Origin of the sequence: Sedimenticola selenatireducens (genome assembly GCF_963675335.2) — a bacterium.
Taxonomy (GTDB): Bacteria; Pseudomonadota; Gammaproteobacteria; order Chromatiales; family Chromatiaceae; genus Sedimenticola; species Sedimenticola selenatireducens.
The window spans coordinates 200255-215627 of record NZ_CAXXYC010000003.1 but is presented as its reverse complement, the minus strand read 5'-3'; the positions used below and the strand labels follow the sequence as shown (position 1 = coordinate 215627).

The 15373-nt window shown below is 56.9% G+C and carries 17 protein-coding genes; 3 read left to right on the top strand and 14 right to left on the bottom strand.

Annotated elements, in window-relative coordinates:
* Positions 1 to 410 precede the first annotated feature (410 nt).
* The 3 genes from ACHZBF_RS04650 to surE are packed head-to-tail and all read right to left on the bottom strand — an operon-like array spanning position 411 to position 2406.
* Positions 411 to 995 carry a YqaA family protein gene (locus ACHZBF_RS04650; RefSeq protein ID WP_029135139.1) on the bottom strand — a complete coding sequence of 195 codons (585 nt, stop codon included), beginning with the start codon at positions 993 to 995 and terminating at the stop codon, positions 411 to 413.
* On the bottom strand, positions 995 to 1657 hold the full coding sequence (locus tag ACHZBF_RS04645) for a protein-L-isoaspartate(D-aspartate) O-methyltransferase (RefSeq protein WP_029135138.1): 663 nt from the start codon (positions 1655 to 1657) through the stop codon (positions 995 to 997). The genes ACHZBF_RS04650 and ACHZBF_RS04645 overlap by 1 nt, the downstream gene beginning before the upstream one ends.
* Positions 1654 to 2406 carry a 5'/3'-nucleotidase SurE gene (gene surE, locus ACHZBF_RS04640; protein WP_029135137.1) on the bottom strand — a complete coding sequence of 251 codons (753 nt, stop codon included), beginning with the start codon at positions 2404 to 2406 and terminating at the stop codon, positions 1654 to 1656. The genes ACHZBF_RS04645 and surE overlap by 4 nt, the downstream gene beginning before the upstream one ends.
* A gap of 157 nt (positions 2407 to 2563) precedes the next feature.
* Here surE and ACHZBF_RS04635 point away from each other — a divergent pair, with 157 nt between their 5' ends.
* Positions 2564 to 3124: a Smr/MutS family protein gene (locus ACHZBF_RS04635; protein ID WP_321527771.1), complete on the top strand. Its 561-nt coding sequence runs from the start codon at positions 2564 to 2566 to the stop codon at positions 3122 to 3124.
* Between the two features lie 8 nt (positions 3125 to 3132).
* Here ACHZBF_RS04635 and truD read toward each other — a convergent pair whose 3' ends face one another.
* The 3 genes from truD to ispF form a co-directional block, all read right to left on the bottom strand.
* A complete protein-coding gene (truD, locus tag ACHZBF_RS04630) occupies positions 3133 to 4227 on the bottom strand; it encodes a tRNA pseudouridine(13) synthase TruD (RefSeq protein ID WP_321527770.1) in 1095 nt (364 codons plus the stop codon).
* Between the two features lie 92 nt (positions 4228 to 4319).
* Positions 4320 to 6203: an ATP-binding protein gene (locus ACHZBF_RS04625; RefSeq protein ID WP_321527769.1), complete on the bottom strand. Its 1884-nt coding sequence runs from the start codon at positions 6201 to 6203 to the stop codon at positions 4320 to 4322.
* A gap of 71 nt (positions 6204 to 6274) precedes the next feature.
* Complete coding sequence (gene ispF, locus ACHZBF_RS04620) at positions 6275 to 6763, bottom strand: 2-C-methyl-D-erythritol 2,4-cyclodiphosphate synthase (protein WP_029135135.1); 489 nt, start codon at positions 6761 to 6763, stop codon at positions 6275 to 6277.
* 153 nt (positions 6764 to 6916) lie between these two features.
* Here ispF and ACHZBF_RS04615 point away from each other — a divergent pair, with 153 nt between their 5' ends.
* On the top strand, positions 6917 to 7261 hold the full coding sequence (locus tag ACHZBF_RS04615) for a TusE/DsrC/DsvC family sulfur relay protein (protein WP_051302771.1): 345 nt from the start codon (positions 6917 to 6919) through the stop codon (positions 7259 to 7261).
* Positions 7262 to 7279: 18 nt separating this feature from the next.
* On the opposite strand, the gene ispD is transcribed toward ACHZBF_RS04615, so the two are convergent.
* From ispD to ACHZBF_RS04590, 5 genes are all read right to left on the bottom strand, one after another.
* Positions 7280 to 7990: a 2-C-methyl-D-erythritol 4-phosphate cytidylyltransferase gene (ispD, locus tag ACHZBF_RS04610; protein WP_321527768.1), complete on the bottom strand. Its 711-nt coding sequence runs from the start codon at positions 7988 to 7990 to the stop codon at positions 7280 to 7282.
* Positions 7987 to 8280: a cell division protein FtsB gene (ftsB, locus tag ACHZBF_RS04605; RefSeq protein ID WP_321527767.1), complete on the bottom strand. Its 294-nt coding sequence runs from the start codon at positions 8278 to 8280 to the stop codon at positions 7987 to 7989. The genes ispD and ftsB overlap by 4 nt, the downstream gene beginning before the upstream one ends.
* A gap of 147 nt (positions 8281 to 8427) precedes the next feature.
* Entirely contained in the window at positions 8428 to 9705 is a 1278-nt protein-coding gene (eno, locus tag ACHZBF_RS04600) for a phosphopyruvate hydratase (RefSeq protein ID WP_029135132.1), read from the bottom strand.
* A gap of 70 nt (positions 9706 to 9775) precedes the next feature.
* Positions 9776 to 10609, bottom strand: coding sequence for a 3-deoxy-8-phosphooctulonate synthase (gene kdsA / locus ACHZBF_RS04595; RefSeq protein WP_029135131.1), 834 nt, complete (start codon positions 10607 to 10609; stop codon positions 9776 to 9778).
* A complete protein-coding gene (locus ACHZBF_RS04590) occupies positions 10606 to 12255 on the bottom strand; it encodes a CTP synthase (RefSeq protein WP_029135130.1) in 1650 nt (549 codons plus the stop codon). Before ACHZBF_RS04590 ends, kdsA begins: the two co-directional genes overlap by 4 nt.
* 363 nt (positions 12256 to 12618) lie before the next feature.
* On the opposite strand from ACHZBF_RS04590, the gene fnr reads away from it, so the two are divergent.
* Complete coding sequence (fnr, locus tag ACHZBF_RS04585; RefSeq protein WP_029135129.1) at positions 12619 to 13377, top strand: fumarate/nitrate reduction transcriptional regulator Fnr; 759 nt, start codon at positions 12619 to 12621, stop codon at positions 13375 to 13377.
* On the opposite strand, the gene dnaQ is transcribed toward fnr, so the two are convergent.
* The 3 genes from dnaQ to ACHZBF_RS04570 are packed head-to-tail and all read right to left on the bottom strand — an operon-like array spanning position 13370 to position 15351.
* On the bottom strand, positions 13370 to 14125 hold the full coding sequence (gene dnaQ / locus ACHZBF_RS04580; protein WP_321527766.1) for a DNA polymerase III subunit epsilon: 756 nt from the start codon (positions 14123 to 14125) through the stop codon (positions 13370 to 13372). The genes fnr and dnaQ overlap by 8 nt on opposite strands.
* Positions 14122 to 14562, bottom strand: coding sequence for a ribonuclease HI (rnhA, locus tag ACHZBF_RS04575; protein ID WP_321527765.1), 441 nt, complete (start codon positions 14560 to 14562; stop codon positions 14122 to 14124). Before rnhA ends, dnaQ begins: the two co-directional genes overlap by 4 nt.
* Positions 14563 to 15351, bottom strand: a complete 789-nt coding sequence (locus ACHZBF_RS04570) for a class I SAM-dependent methyltransferase (RefSeq protein WP_084610317.1) — start codon at positions 15349 to 15351, stop codon at positions 14563 to 14565.
* Positions 15352 to 15373: the final 22 nt, after the last annotated feature.

Genomic DNA, 15373 nt, shown 5'->3' with positions numbered 1-15373 from the left:
TGTGGGTGTCAGACGCAATCTCTGGCCCGGATATATAGTGTAGGGATAACGTATCCCGTTCCAACGGGCCACGGAGGCGTAGTCAATACCGAAACGCCAGGCGATGGAGTAAAGAGTATCGCCTTTCCGTACCCGATAGACACTGGGTCTGGCACTGCGCTGCTGCTGTAGTGGCGGATGATCGCGGGAGACCACAGGCGCTCTCACGGGCGCACTGCATCCGCTCAGATTACCGATCAGCAGAAAAGCGGCCAGGCAGGCGTGGAGTACCCGGGCATATTCGCTCGGCAGCCCCGTGGCAGAACGCCTGGCGTTACCGCTGGTGGTCCGGACTCCAATCATCTCGCCACACGCTTTGCCTGCCAATATTACGCCTTCTCCAGGTTTTTCACGGGTGTTCTTGTAATACGCTATCGGTATAGCTTGACCCCGACGATGACCAGACCGATCAACAAGACCATGGCCCAGCCGATCCGGTCAATATATTTATGCAGTGTATGTTCCATACGCTCGCCGCCCCAGGCCATCAGACCGGCCACCATAAAGAACCGTGCACCGCGTCCGATAAACGACGCCAGAATGAAGGGCAAAAGCGCCATCGAGATAACCCCGGCAGAGATGGTAAACAGTTTGTAGGGAATGGGTGAGAAGCCTGCCAGGAAGATCGCCCAGAAGCCCCACTCAGTGAACCATTCGCGTACCTGCAGATATTTTGGGAAATATCCCGCGCCTTTGAGCAGGGGCTCAATCAACTCGAATGCGAACAATCCAATCGTATAACCCAGCAGACCACCCAGGACGGATGCAACCGTGGTCAGGGTGGCGAAATTCCACGCCTTGCCAGGATTGGCCAAGGTCATTGGTGCCAGCATCACATCGGGAGGAATGGGAAAGAATGAGGATTCCGCAAAACTGAGTCCGGCCAGGTAATGGGGCGCATACCGATGCCGTGACCAATCAAGCACACGCACATAGAGTCTGGAAAAGAGCTTCATCAGAGTGTGCCCCCCAACAGGGGTACAAAAACCACCTGTTCAAGCAGCTCCTTCTCATAACCGGCGCGGGTTCGGGTCACCCTTACCAGCACCTGTTCCGAACGATTGCCGATAGGCAGGATCATGCAGCCCCCGACGCGCAGTTGATCCACCAGTGCCCGCGGTATGCCCTCGGGAGCAGCGGTAACCAGTATCCCGTCGAATGGGGCATATTCAGGCAGGCCCATACCCCCATCCCGATGATGTAGACGGATATTTCGGACATGCAGCTCCTGAAAACGCTTTCTCGCCTGCAGTTGTAACGACTTGATCCGCTCCACGCTGTAGACCCGTTTCACCAGCTTCGACAGGATTGCCGTCTGATACCCTGAACCAGTGCCGATCTCCAGCACCGTCTCCAGTGGCCCCGCCTCCAGTAGCAGTTCAGTCATCCGCGCCACAATAAACGGCTGGGAGATCGTCTGCCCCTGACCGATCGGCAGGGCGGTATCTTCATAGGCGCGACTGGCCAGCGCCTCATCCACGAAGATATGTCTCGGAGTATTGCGTATCGCCTCCAGCACCGCCTGATTGCCGATCCCCTCGTCACGCAAACGCTGGATCAGCCGCTCCCGGGTACGTAGCGAGGTCATACCGATCCCGCGGTGTAGCGAACTGCTCATTGCCCCAGCCTGCCCAGCCAGTCCCCGAGTCGATCGATATCGGCATACCGGGTCAGATCCACCTGTAGCGGCGTGACGGAGACATAACCCTCCCTGACTGCAAAGAAGTCGGTTCCCGAGCCGGCATCCTGTTCCAGACCGGCCGGCCCTACCCAATAGATAGTCCTGCCCCGGGGATCGGTGTCGCGCACCACCGGTTCAGCCCGATGCCGGTGACCGAGCCGGGTGACCTGATAACCTTTCAGCTCGTCATAGGGGAGATCGGGAATATTCACGTTGATAATGGTATCCGGGGCGAGCGGCTCCGCCTGAAGATGCTCAACCAGCTCTCTGGCAACCCGCGCTCCGGTCTCGTAATACTTTGGATCATGACCATTCATGGAAAGGGCAATGGCCGGCAGACCAAGGAATCGCCCCTCGGTGGCGGCCGCCACGGTACCGGAATAGAGCACATCATCGCCCAGGTTGGCGCCGGCATTGATTCCGGCAATCACCATGTCCGGCTCTTCATCCAGAAGACCGGTAATGGCCAGATGCACACAGTCGGTGGGGGTTCCGTCAACCCGGATAAAACCGTTATCCGCCAACTCGGCGCGGATGGGGTACTCCAGGGTCAGCGAGTTGCTTGCCCCGCTACAGTTGCGCTCCGGGGCCACCACGGTAATCTCCGCCAGACCCGACAGTTCAGCCGCCAATATTCTCAGGCCGGGAGCCAGGTAGCCATCATCGTTACTCAGTAAAATCTTCATACAAAATCAAGACGCCAAATACACGGGTTCAAAGACCAAACTATACTGGAAATGCTGCAACTACTCGACCTGCAGCGCACGATTCCCTATATGGATTCCAGATATAGCGGCAGGTTTGCGTATCAGTTGATCCCGGGATGATATACTGGTTTCCGTCATGAACGACGATGAACAACAGAACCGGGATAATGTCGACATACATTTCCAACAGGAGGTGGAAGGTGCCGTACGGCATGAACACGACAAGGCCACCCCTTACAAGCCCAGGCTAAAACCGCTTCCCCTGCCACCCAATCCGAAGGCGACGGGCGATGGGCTGAGCGATGAGTTTGCCGATCTCAATATCGAAACCGGCGAGGAACTGGAGTTCATCCGTCCCGGAATCCAGAATCGACTGTTTCAGGATCTGCAGCGCGGCAGAATCCCACCCGAGGACATGCTCGACCTGCACGGACTGCGGGTGGTGGAGGCACGCCGGGCACTGGCCGGCTTTCTGGCACACGCCATCCGACATCGATTACGAGTGGTACAGATCATCCATGGCAAGGGCTATCGTTCGGAAGATCGCCAGCCGATCCTGAAACAGAAAATCAACCAATGGCTGCGACAACGTGATGAAGTGCTCGCCTTCTGCTCCGCCCCCCGGTTTGATGGTGGGACCGGCGCCGCCTATGTGCTGCTCTCGCGCAAGGGGTTGGCTCAGCTTGATCGCAGTTAGGGGGACTCCTACTGCCGCCCCCCGGGGGTAGCAACAGCTTCAGACGCGCAGGGTTGATCAGGCTTGATCGCAGCCGGGTGATAGTCAATACACTCCCTGAGCAACGTGGTGGCGAAACAGCCCTTGGGCAAGCTGAAATCCAGTTCCAGCAGGTCGCCCCGCCTGTCCCAGGTAAGGTCACTCACCGCTACCCGCAGGGAACGCCGCTCCATCTGCAGCCCGAACCGCTCCAATCCATCACGCCAGAACTGCTCCGGCAGCAGTACCGCCGACTCCAGTTCCGCCACCTCCCCCGATACCATGCTTTCGCCGCGCCCCCACAGGGGGCCGGAAGTGTGGATATCCATGCACTCAAGCCGCTGCATTATCTCCTCATCGACGGAGGCGACCGGAAAGCTGCTGCGGGTACCCGCCAGCATCATCCGCTCACCGGCGAGTGGCCGATTCCAGTTGCCGGCGGTGACCCGGCTGGCCAGCACTTTATTAAACAGCAGTGATCGGACCGCAGAGAGATAGAAACCGCGCTTCTCCCGTTTTACCCGTTTCAGCTCCCCGGTGAACAGGGCGCGGGCTGACGCCAGGTTCCCATCATCCGTGCCAAAACGCTGTTCCCCGAAATAGTTGGGTATTCCGTCACGGGTAATGTTGTTCAGGGTGGCGTTCAACGCTGCTTCATCCCCTTCAAACGCCCGCACCCTGATCCTGAAGCGGTTGCCCTTCAAGGCACCGACACGCAGCTTGCGGCTGTGTCTGGCGGTTTGCAGTACCCGGAACTCGGTTGATTCAATGGCACTCCAGTCCGGCTCCGGTTTACCGGCCAGCCGGATTGAGAACCACTGACGGGTCAGGGCATGCCGATCCTTCAGCCCGGCATAACTGACATCCATCCGGGAAACACCGGCGTGCCGGGCCAGAGTTCCCGCCACCCAGGCGGTATTGCTGTCACGCTTCTCCACGTGTAGCAGCAGATGCTCCCCTTCACCATCCGGCTCAACCAGCGGGATCTCATCCACCATGAAGTCCTCGGGACAGGAGCGGATCATTCCGCGACACTGGGGCACACCATGGGCGTAAGGCAGAAATATGTTGTCTTGATCAGTCACGGCATCTATTCAGGCAGTGGAAAGCCGCCATTCTAACCGAACCCGTGAGATAGCGCTGATTTGAAAAAGTTGTCTCAGACTGACAAGGGAGCTTAACCGCAAGGGAGTTGCAGAATAAAACACGCGCCACCACTCGGCACCGGCTCCACAAACAGATCCCCGCCATAGTTCTCCTTGATAATGAAGTAGGAGACGGACAACCCAAGCCCGGTACCAACTCCGATGGGCTTGGTGGTAAAAAAGGGTTCAAAAATACGCTTGACCTGATCTTCCGGAACACCCACTCCATTGTCCTCGATCTCCAGCCGCACCGATCGGGAGTCTCCCCGTATCCTGAGAATAAAGCGTGAACCACCTGCCGACCCACGGTGTTCGGCCATCGCCTGGGCGCCATTCTTCAGGAGATTGAACAGCACCTGCTGTATCTGGCTTGCCTCACAACAGACCGGAGGCAAATCCTTGTCGTAGTCGCGGATAATCTCAATCTGTCGAAAATCAAGCCCACCCTCAAGGCTGTAGTCATTGGTCGCGAGCTCAAGTGACTGCTCCATCAATCCAATCATATCGTGAGGTTCCATCTGCCGGCTGCTTTTGCGACTGAAACTCAGCATGTTATCGACGATTTTGGCGGCCCGCTTGCCGGATTCCCGAATCCGTTCGATCATGTCGTAGACTTTCCGCTCCGCCAGGTATTGGGCGACGGATTCAATAGTGGTTCCACACGCCTCCGCCGCTTTAATATTGCCGGGCAGATCCCCCTGGATCCGGTTTTGCATTACCTGGATATTTTGCAATATGCCTGCCAGCGGGTTGTTTATCTCGTGTGCCATACCAGCCGCCAGGCCGCCAACCGAGAGCATTTTCTCCGACTGAATCATCATCTCTTCAATACGTACCCGCTCGGTGACATCATCGACACGGATCACCGCACCATCAATCCCATTGGTGGTCAGTGGATAGATAGTGACATCATAGAGCCGGACCGCGTCTTCCTCAGTGAATTTCAGGCGTTGATCGTGGGATGACAACCCCTTGTGGATGGCGCCGCGGATATGCCCCATCTCCTGTGCCAACCGGGGGAAAACCGAGGTCAAATTTTGACCCGCGGCTTGCGTTGCGGCGATTCCGGTAACCTGCTCCGCCTGTCGATTCCACTGGATAACACGAAAATCCACATCCACACAGATCAGCGCCGACGGCATGGAGTCCACCACGTTACTCAACAGATTGCGCAGCCGGTTAAGCTCTGCTTCAGCCTCTTCCTGCTGCCAGATATGCTGGCGGTACTCCTCGAACACCCGGTTACCCTTGTCCACCAACAGGCCGATCTCATCACCCTGATGGCCCGGTGGCATAGTGATCCTGGCGCCAGTGTTATCAGCTGGATTGATTGCAGCAAAAGATGCAGCGGTTTTCATTAAGGGTTTTGTGAGCGTCACGTAGAAGATTATGCTCAGTAGCAGAGCCAGTACCAGAATCTGGACAATACTGAACAGCAGGACCAACCTGGCGCGATCAAAAAAACCCAGCGTCACCAGATAGGGATCGACTGAAACCGTCACGACGCCGACAGGTTTTACACGTTCGGACCATTCCAGGGGAAGCTGGTAGACCTTGGTGTTGCCCACCAGTATATCCGCCAGCCAGCGCATGGAGGAATCCACGCGCGACCGTTGGGCCATGGCCAGCAGCCCACCAACGTCATCCCTGATCTCCACTTGCAACACCGGAGGGTAGGCAAACAAGCCATTAACAACCTGTTGGGCCAAACTGTTGTCCAGATTGAAGGCGGCCTGGGCAGCCGGGGACTTCAGCACATGCAACACCTGATTAACCATCTGATCGACGCGAAGTCTCTCCTGCTTCAGGTCAACCGCTATCTGATAAAACGAAATCGCCAGACCGATGACGAATACCGTCATTACCGTAACCAATGTCTGCTTATAGGTCAGGCTGTGTCTGCGTTTTATCCCCACCACCTCTCCGCATATCTTGCATTCATGGATATTGATCGCCCCGGGCTCCGCCCGTGGCCCGACATTGGCTATTACAACGGCTGATCCGTTACAGTCTGAAGCAGAACCACGGCATAACAGGCGATCCCCTCACCGCGCCCGGCAAACCCCATTCCTTCGGTGGTGGTCGCCTTGATATTGATATTTTTCAAGGGGGTGCGCAAATCTTCGCTCATGTGCTCTCGCATCGACTCTATGTGTGGACTTAGCTTCGGCGCCTGTGCAACGACCGTTATATCGGCATTGCCCAGCATCCATCCCTCCTTGTCCAGCAGCCCCATCACCCGGGTCAGCAGATGGCGACTGTCAATGTTCTTATATTCAGCGCTGCTATCTGGAAAATGATACCCGATATCCCGCAACCCCGCGGCACCAAGCAACGCATCACAGAGCGCATGGATCAGCACATCGCCATCCGAATGTGCCTCCATACCGAGCGGATAATCAATCTCCACCCCACCCAGGATCAAGGGTCTCCCCGGCGTAAACCGATGGGCATCGTAACCCTGGCCAATCCGCATAATGTCACCTCGCTGACTGATAAATAATACTGATATACACTGGCCAACCACGCTCTGGTGATGAGCAGAGCAGACTGCCATGAGCTACTCTTTATAGCAGAATAAGAACAGTGTGGCCGTTGAGATTATTCATCATAAAGGGAGGAGAGAAAGATGCCAAAAACAGATCCCTTGTCAATCGAACAGCGCCAACTGCCGGACAGTTTTTACCAATGGGACGAGGCGCTGGCAAAGCTGCTGGCGGCTGAAGAACATATCGAACTGACCGATAGGCACTGGCAGGTTATCCACTTTCTGAGAAAACACTGTGATGCCCATGGTACCGGCTGCAGCGCACGGCTGTTGCTCAAGACCCTGAGCCAGGAATTTCGCAGTGAAGGCGGTAAACGCTATCTCTACACGCTTTTTCCCAGAGGGCCGGTGGTGCAGGCATGCAAGATTTCCGGCATACCATTGCCACAATATGCCGTAGATCTCTCATTCGGTAGCGTCCATTAAGCAACCGGTCCGGGCGGTTCAATTGCTGCGGTTCTGCTCAAGATAGAAGCCGGCCAGAACCAGGTCCTCCGGGCGGGTGATCTTGATATTGTCACTGCGCCCTTCGATCAGCTGCGGAGTCTCCCCTGCCAGTTCCATGGCACTTGCCTCATCGGTAACCAGCTGATTGTCGGTCCGGGCCCGTTCCAATGCCCTGCGCAGGTCTGCCCAACGAAACATCTGGGGCGTAAAGGCACGCCAGAGACAGTCCCGGGAAACGGTTTCCAGCACTGCCCCCGCGTTGTCCGTTCGTTTGATCGTATCACTGAGCGGGATAGCCAACACGCCGCCCACCGGATGATCCCGGAGGCTGTGCATCAGCTTGTCCAGATCGGTGCGCTGCAGGCAAGGTCTTGCCGCATCATGCACCAGTATCCAGTCATTGGCGTCAGCCTCACCTTGCAGCGCCAACAGGCCATTCAACACGGAATCGGCACGCTCCCTGCCGCCCTCAACCCGCTGCACCCGGGGATGATCGGCATAAGCGCTCTTTTCCCACCAGGAGTCAGATGCCGAAAGAACAACAATCACCCGGATGATTTCCGGATGCTCCACCAGGGTCCGCAGGCTATGGTCAATCACCGGACAGCCCTGCAGGGTCAGGTACTGTTTCGGCACCGCCCCGCCCATGCGTCGCCCGACGCCAGCCGCTGGAACTACCGCCCAGTAGCGTATTGCCGGCCTGGTCACTGTTTGCTCTTCCGGGGTTCGATGATCTGGTAGAAGGTTTCACCCTCTCGAATCATGCCGAGATCATTGCGGGCGCGCTCCTCGATCGCCTCCAACCCTTTCTTCAGATCTTTCACCTCGGCCTGGAGTGCCTGATTGCGGCGACGCATCTGCTGCAACTCGTCCTTCTGCTGCGCAATATCCTGTTTCAGCAAATGCAGTTCGGCCAGACTTCCCTCGCCCACCCAGAGGCGATACTGAAGTACCACCAGCATGGCAAACAGAAGCAGCATAAGAATACGTAGCATCATCTGGCGTAACGACTCACCGACGAATCAATCTCGTCATCCGGAAGCCTCGGTGGACACAAAAGGCGCCACCCTACAGGACTGTCATTGCAAGGGGCCACAGGGTGGATAAGCCGGCAGGTTGGCGCATCCCCCTGCAAGACTCACTGTTCAGAGGCAGTTAAACGCCCCTCTACCTGCATAGACCGCATCACTGCCCAACTGGTCTTCTATGCGCATCAACTGGTTGTATTTCGCCACCCGGTCGGTGCGGCTCAGGGAGCCGGTCTTGATCTGTCCGGTATCTGCCGCGACCACCAGATCGGCAATGGTGGTGTCCTCAGTTTCACCGGAACGGTGTGAGACCACTGCGGTATACCCGGCATCCTTGGCCATCCTGATCGCTTCCAGTGTCTCGGTCAGGGTGCCGATCTGATTGAACTTGATCAGAATGGAATTGGCGATACCCTGTTCAATACCCCGGGACAGGATCCTGGTGTTGGTAACGAACAGATCGTCACCCACCAGTTGTACCCGGCTGCCCAGTTTCTCGGTCAGCAACTTCCAGCCATCCCAATCGCTCTCATCCATGCCGTCTTCGACGGAAATAATGGGGTATTGATCCACGATACCCGCGAGATAATCGACAAACTCGGCCGCGTTGAACTGGCGCCCTTCAGAGGCCAGGTCATATACCCCGTCCTTGTAGAACTCAGAGCTGGCCACGTCCAGACCCAGGTAGATGTCGCTTCCGACCTTGAAACCGCTCTTCTCGATCGCCTCCAGAATCACTTCGATGGCTGCCACATTGGAGGGCAGATCCGGGGCAAAGCCGCCCTCGTCACCCACGGCGGTGTTTAGGCCACGGGATTTCAACACCGCTTTCAAGGCGTGGAACACCTCGGCACCGTAGCGGACCGCTTCGCGGATCGAGCCGGCGCCCACCGGCAGGATCATGAACTCCTGGATATCCACGCTGTTATCGGCATGGGAACCGCCATTGATGATGTTCATCATCGGCACCGGCATGCGGAATGGGCCATCAGAAAGGGATCGATAGAGTGGCAGCGCCTTCTCCTGGGCAGCCGCATGGGCCGCCGCCAGGGAGACGGCCAACAGGGCGTTTGCGCCCAGTCGATCCTTGTTCTCGGTGCCGTCCAGCTGGATGATCTTCCGGTCCAGACCAGCCTGGTCCTGCACATCAAAACCCAATAACGCCTGCTTCAACTCGCCGGTGATGTTGGCAACAGCCTTCAACACGCCCTTGCCCAGATAGCGCTGTTTGTCACCGTCACGCAGCTCCAATGCCTCGCGTGATCCGGTGGATGCGCCAGAAGGCGCCACTGCCCGGCCAATCGCGCCATCAGCGGTGATGATATCCGCCTCTACGGTGGGGTTGCCACGGGAGTCGAGGATTTCCCGACCTCGAACATCAACAATCTCAGACATGCTCACTCCAGTTTTATTGGATGTAGATAATATTCAAGTTTTTTCTTGGAGCCGGAGGGAGGACGGACAGCTATAGCGTGTCTTCGATAAAACCGCGTCGCTTGACCGCCTGATCCAGCTCCATCAAGGTTTCCAGCAGCGCTTCCATCCGGTCCAGCGGCCAGGAGTTGGGACCATCACTCAGGGCCTGCTCCGGATTCGGATGGGTCTCCATGAACAGTCCGGAGATGCCTGCCGCCACGGCGGCACGCGCCAGTACCGGTACGAACTCACGCTGTCCGCCCGAAGCGTTACCCTGTCCACCCGGCAACTGCACCGAATGAGTGGCGTCATACACCACCGGGGCCTGACACTCCCGCATCACCGCCAGCGAACGCATATCGGAGACCAGGTTGTTGTAGCCGAAGGAGGCACCGCGTTCGCACACCATGATCTGCTGGTTACCGGTGCTGCGCGCCTTCTCCACTACATGTTTCATATCCCAGGGGGCGAGAAACTGCCCCTTTTTCAGATTCACCGGGAGGCCCTGGCTGGCGACCGCCTTGATGAAATTGGTCTGGCGGCAGAGGAAGGCGGGGGTCTGCAACACATCCACCACCGAAGCCACCTCGCTCAGCGGGGTATCTTCGTGTACATCGGTCAGCAAGGAGACGCCAATATCGCGTTTCACTTTTTCCAGAATCTTCAGTCCCGCTTCAATCCCGGGACCACGATAGCTCTGCCCGGATGAGCGATTGGCCTTGTCAAAGGAGGATTTGTAGATAAACGGGATGCCCAGCCTGTCGGTCAAAGCCTTCAGTGCGCCGGCGGTATCCAGCGCCAGTTGCTCACTCTCCACCACACAGGGGCCCGCAATCAGAAACAGCGGATGTTCAAGGCCTGCCTCGAATTCACCTAATTTCATGCCTGTACACTCTCCCTGCTCATCTCATATTTATGCTTCCGTGCCGCCTGTATAAAACCGGTGAACAACGGATGCCCGTCCCTTGGAGTGGAGGTAAACTCCGGATGGAACTGGCAGGCGACAAACCAGGGATGCTCTTTGATCTCGACAATCTCGACCAACCGGCCATCCATTGAGCGCCCGGCGATTTTCAGACCCGCCTTTTCCAGTGCCTGCAGATACTGATTATTAAATTCATAACGGTGGCGGTGACGTTCGATGATGGTATCGCTGGCATACAGCTTACGCGTCAGACCATCCTCAACCAGCCGGCACTCTTGCCCACCCAGCCGCATGGTGCCACCGAGGTCCGAGTTCTCGTTTCTCACCTCCAGCTCGCCGTCCGCATTGAGCCACTCGGTGATCAGTGCGATGACCGGATAGGGGGTTTCCCGATTGAACTCTGTACTGTGTGCATCCGCCATGCCGGCCACGTGACGTGCGTACTCGATCACCGCCACCTGCATGCCGAGGCAGATGCCCAGATAGGGAATACGCTGCTCCCGGGCATAACGCACAGTGGCAATCTTACCCTCGACACCCCGCTCTCCGAACCCACCCGGAACCAGAATTGCGTCAACTCCCTTGAGGCAGTCAGTACCCTCTTTTTCCACCTGTTCGGAGTCGATATATTTGATATTGATCTTGGTGTGGGTATGAATACCGGCATGAATCAAGGCCTCGGAAAGGGACTTATAGGCCTCGGTCAGGTTCATGTACTTGCCAACCATCGCTACCGTAACGCTGCCGTCGGTATTCTCCAGGCCATCAATGACCGCCCGCCACTCGGACAGATCTGCCGCCGGAACATTAAGTCCGAACTGTCGCACCACGATCTCATCCATCTTCTGCTCATGCAGCAACAGCGGAATCCGATAGATATTATCCGCATCGACTCCGGTGATGACCGCCTCTTCCGGAACATTGGTAAACAGGGCGATCTTCTTGCGTTCGGCGTCCGGAAGCGCACTCTCGCAGCGACACAGCAACAGATCCGGCTGGATACCGATGGAGCGCAGCTCCTTGACCGAGTGCTGGGTCGGTTTGGTCTTGATCTCGCCGGATGTGTGGATATAGGGAACCAGGGTCAGGTGCAGAAACAGGGCATTCTGCTTGCCGAGTTCGACACCCATCTGGCGAATCGACTCAAGAAATGGCAGGGATTCTATATCACCCACGGTACCGCCGATCTCCACCAGGGCGATATCGGCGTCGCCCGCACCCAGCCGGATACTGTCCTTCATTTCGTTGGTGATGTGAGGAATGACCTGCACGGTGCCGCCCAGGTAATCGCCACGGCGCTCCTTGCGGATAACGCTTTCGTAAATCTGGCCGGTAGTGAAATTGTTGTTGCGGCCCATGGTGGCACGAATAAAACGTTCATAATGGCCGAGATCAAGGTCGGTTTCGGCGCCATCCTCGGTAACAAACACCTCCCCGTGCTGGAAGGGACTCATGGTGCCCGGATCCACGTTGATATAGGGATCCAGCTTGATCATTGTGACTTTAAGGCCGCGCGCCTCCAGCAGTGCGGCCAACGAAGCTGAGGCAATACCCTTGCCCAGCGAGGAAACTACACCGCCCGTGATAAATACGAATTTGGTCATAGACTCTATGTCTTGTGGTGGAGGAAAAAAATCATTCAGGACGGGGTTTAATAGTACGCGAAAGCGGCTGCAGCCTCAATCAAAAGGCCGGTAAATAATTCTCCCTGAGAACCGGCTCGCAAGGAGATCACGGTATCTGCGCACCAAAACGAGGCACACACCGTTTGCGGCAATAACCCCCGACAGCATGACATCCATTCAAGCCACTGATTCGGTTCGCCGAAACCGCTGGATATCGGGTAGAAATCACCCGCTCCTCACGCCCGATCCGAGACAGCGGATTGAGACAAGATGAAAAGTAACTTGATCCAGAGCAAAGCAATCTGCAAAATGTCAGCTCCTATGGAGAAGTAAGGTTGCGCCGTGAGCGAACACAAGGTTATCTCTTTTGACAACATCAAGGTTGCCTGCAGGAACTGTAGTCTTACTTCCCTGTGCCTCCCGATGGGCCTCACCCCGGAAGATGTGGATCTGCTTGACGCCATAGTCAAGCGCAACAGACCGCTGCACCGTGGCGATCACCTGTTTCGCCAGGGCGATAAATTTCAATGCATCTATGTGGTCAAAACCGGAACGGTCAAGACTTTTGATCCGGGTGAAGACGGCAGCGAGCAGGTTCTGGGCTTCCACTTACCGGGTGAAATGATCGGTCTGGATGCAATTGAGACTGGCATTCACCACTGCTCAGCCAAAATCCTGGAGACCACCGCAGTTTGCGAAATCCCCTTCACCCTACTCGAAGAGCTGAGCAGCACCATACCCAGTCTGCAGCACCAGATGTACCGGCTGCTGAGTCGGGAGATTGGCCATGATGAGGATATGCTGACCCTACTGGGCAAGCGCAATGCCGAAGAGCGACTGGCTTCCTTCCTATTGAGTCTGTCCGGACGTTTCCAGCGGCGCGGTTTTTCTCCCTCTGACTTCTACCTCAGCATGTCCCGCCATGAAATCGGCAACTACCTCGGCCTTGCGGTAGAGACCGTCAGCCGCCTGTTTACCCGCTTCCAGGACGATGGCCTGCTGAAAGTGGAGCGAAAACATGTTCAACTGGTCGATATTGAGCGGCTGAAACAGATTCAACGCGGCGACCAGGCCGGCGTACGTGAGCAGCAGGTCACTTGACCTCGTCCCTTGCGGTACCAGCCATTTCTGCATGTTCCAGGCGCCGCCACAGACAGCCTCCACCAGCACTCTTCTCAATCAGCTCCAGTCGCTGTCCATGCGAGGCCAGCTCGTCAACGCTGGCCTGGACCACTTTCAACCGGGGTCGTGCCGGGTCCAGACGCTGAATCCGCTCACTACTGGACTCATTTTCACCACTACCCGCATCCAGTGACAGTGCCCCCTGCCCTCCGGTCATCATCAGATAAACGTCGGCCAGAATCTCCGCATCAAGCAGTGCACCGTGCAGTTCCCGGTGGCTGTTGTTGATGTCGTAGCGTTTGCACAAGGCATCCAGGCTGTTGCGCTGCCCAGGGTGCATCTTTTTCGCCATGACCAGGGTATCCACCACACTGCAGATGGTATCCAGTGACGGATGCTCGCCCGGTAACAGTCTCAGCTCGTGATTGAGAAACCCCATATCGAACGGCGCATTGTGAATAATCAGTTCCGCCCCATGAACATAGGTGACAAAATCATCCACCAGATCTGCAAACCGGGGCTTGTCCGCGAGAAACTCATTGGTGATTCCATGCACCTCGATCGCCGCCTGATCGATCTCCCGGTCGGGCTGCAGGTACTGGTGGAAGTTGTTCCCGGTCAAGCGCCGGTCCACCATTTCCACGCAACCAATCTCGATAATCCGATGCCCCTGGCTCGGTTCCAGACCGGTGGTTTCCGTATCCAGTACAATCTGCCGTGTACTCATAACCCCAACTCCTCCACACCCTTGTTGGCCAGCCGGTCCGCCAGTTCATTTTCCGGGTGACCGCTATGCCCCTTGACCCAGGACCAGTGCACATCATGGGTCGCCACCAACTGATCCAGTCGTAGCCAGAGGTCGCTGTTCTTGACCGGTTTTTTGGCGGCGGTTTTCCAGCCGTTCCGTTTCCAGTTGCCGATCCAGTCGGTTATGCCGTTCTGCACATATTTTGAATCAGTCGTCACCCGCACACTGGTTGGGCGAGTCAGTGCCTCCAGGGCACTGATCACGGCCATCAGTTCCATCCGGTTATTGGTGGTTTGCTGCTCTCCGCCATAGAGCTGCCGCTCCTTGCCCTTATAGCGCATCACGGCACCCCAGCCGCCCGGACCGGGATTCCCTTTACAGGCACCATCGGTAAATATTTCCACCCGCTCAACCACTTATTCACTACTCCTGGTGTGTCTGATGTTATTCGCCGTGGGCTCGGCCATGCTACCCCTGATGCGTCGGGGACGCAGCTTCCAGGCCGGCTTGATCGGGGTCAGCCGGGAGACCCGCTTGACCGCAAGTATCACATAGGCACCCGACATCGGTGACCAGAAACGCCCGCCGATGCGTTCTAAAAAACCCAGCCGCTGCATCATCCGCTCGTGGCGCAATGGCGGACGAAACATCACCCCCTGTTCCGCCTTGATTTCAAATCCGAGCAGAGAGAGCCAGTCATGAACCCGCCAGGCAGAGATAAAATGCCCACACCAGGGGACCTGCTTGCCGCGCATACGCAGCAGCCGCCAGATCCCCCATAGACTCCAGGGGTTAAAACCGACAATGATCACATGCCCTTCGGGAATCAACACCCGCTCCACCTCGCGCAGCAACTGATGGGGATTTCTGGAAAAATCCAGCGTGTGGGGCAGCAGGACGGTATCGATACTGTCCGAGGCAACCGGCAGATGCTGCGGATCCCCAACCACGCATTGATTGCCGAAAGCGTCCTCCCCTTTCGGCACCAGCACGACCTGGGACTTGATCCGGCTCATCCTGAGTGGGTCCAACTGCAATCCCAGACAGCCCACCTGCAGCAGATAATAACCGAAACATTCAGCCAGTAGGCACTCCAGACTCGCTTGCTCCATGGCGAGCAACTCCCGCCCTGGTGTGGTACTGAACCAGGCCCGCAGGGCCTCCGTCGAAGGAGGAGTGGTGATCCGGTTAAATAGTCTCTTCATCAGCAAGTGCGGTTATTGTGCA

Coding starts and splice junctions, on each gene's coding strand:
- ACHZBF_RS04650 (WP_029135139.1), bottom strand. CDS start 995: ATGAAGCTCTTTTCCAGACTCTATGTGCGTGTGCTTGATTGGTCACGG.
- ACHZBF_RS04645 (WP_029135138.1), bottom strand. CDS start 1,657: ATGAGCAGTTCGCTACACCGCGGGATCGGTATGACCTCGCTACGTACC.
- surE (WP_029135137.1), bottom strand. CDS start 2,406: ATGAAGATTTTACTGAGTAACGATGATGGCTACCTGGCTCCCGGCCTG.
- ACHZBF_RS04635 (WP_321527771.1), top strand. CDS start 2,564: ATGAACGACGATGAACAACAGAACCGGGATAATGTCGACATACATTTC.
- ispF (WP_029135135.1), bottom strand. CDS start 6,763: ATGCGGATTGGCCAGGGTTACGATGCCCATCGGTTTACGCCGGGGAGA.
- ACHZBF_RS04615 (WP_051302771.1), top strand. CDS start 6,917: ATGCCAAAAACAGATCCCTTGTCAATCGAACAGCGCCAACTGCCGGAC.
- ftsB (WP_321527767.1), bottom strand. CDS start 8,280: ATGATGCTACGTATTCTTATGCTGCTTCTGTTTGCCATGCTGGTGGTA.
- eno (WP_029135132.1), bottom strand. CDS start 9,705: ATGTCTGAGATTGTTGATGTTCGAGGTCGGGAAATCCTCGACTCCCGT.
- kdsA (WP_029135131.1), bottom strand. CDS start 10,609: ATGAAATTAGGTGAATTCGAGGCAGGCCTTGAACATCCGCTGTTTCTG.
- ACHZBF_RS04590 (WP_029135130.1), bottom strand. CDS start 12,255: ATGACCAAATTCGTATTTATCACGGGCGGTGTAGTTTCCTCGCTGGGC.
- dnaQ (WP_321527766.1), bottom strand. CDS start 14,125: ATGAGTACACGGCAGATTGTACTGGATACGGAAACCACCGGTCTGGAA.
- ACHZBF_RS04570 (WP_084610317.1), bottom strand. CDS start 15,351: ATGAAGAGACTATTTAACCGGATCACCACTCCTCCTTCGACGGAGGCC.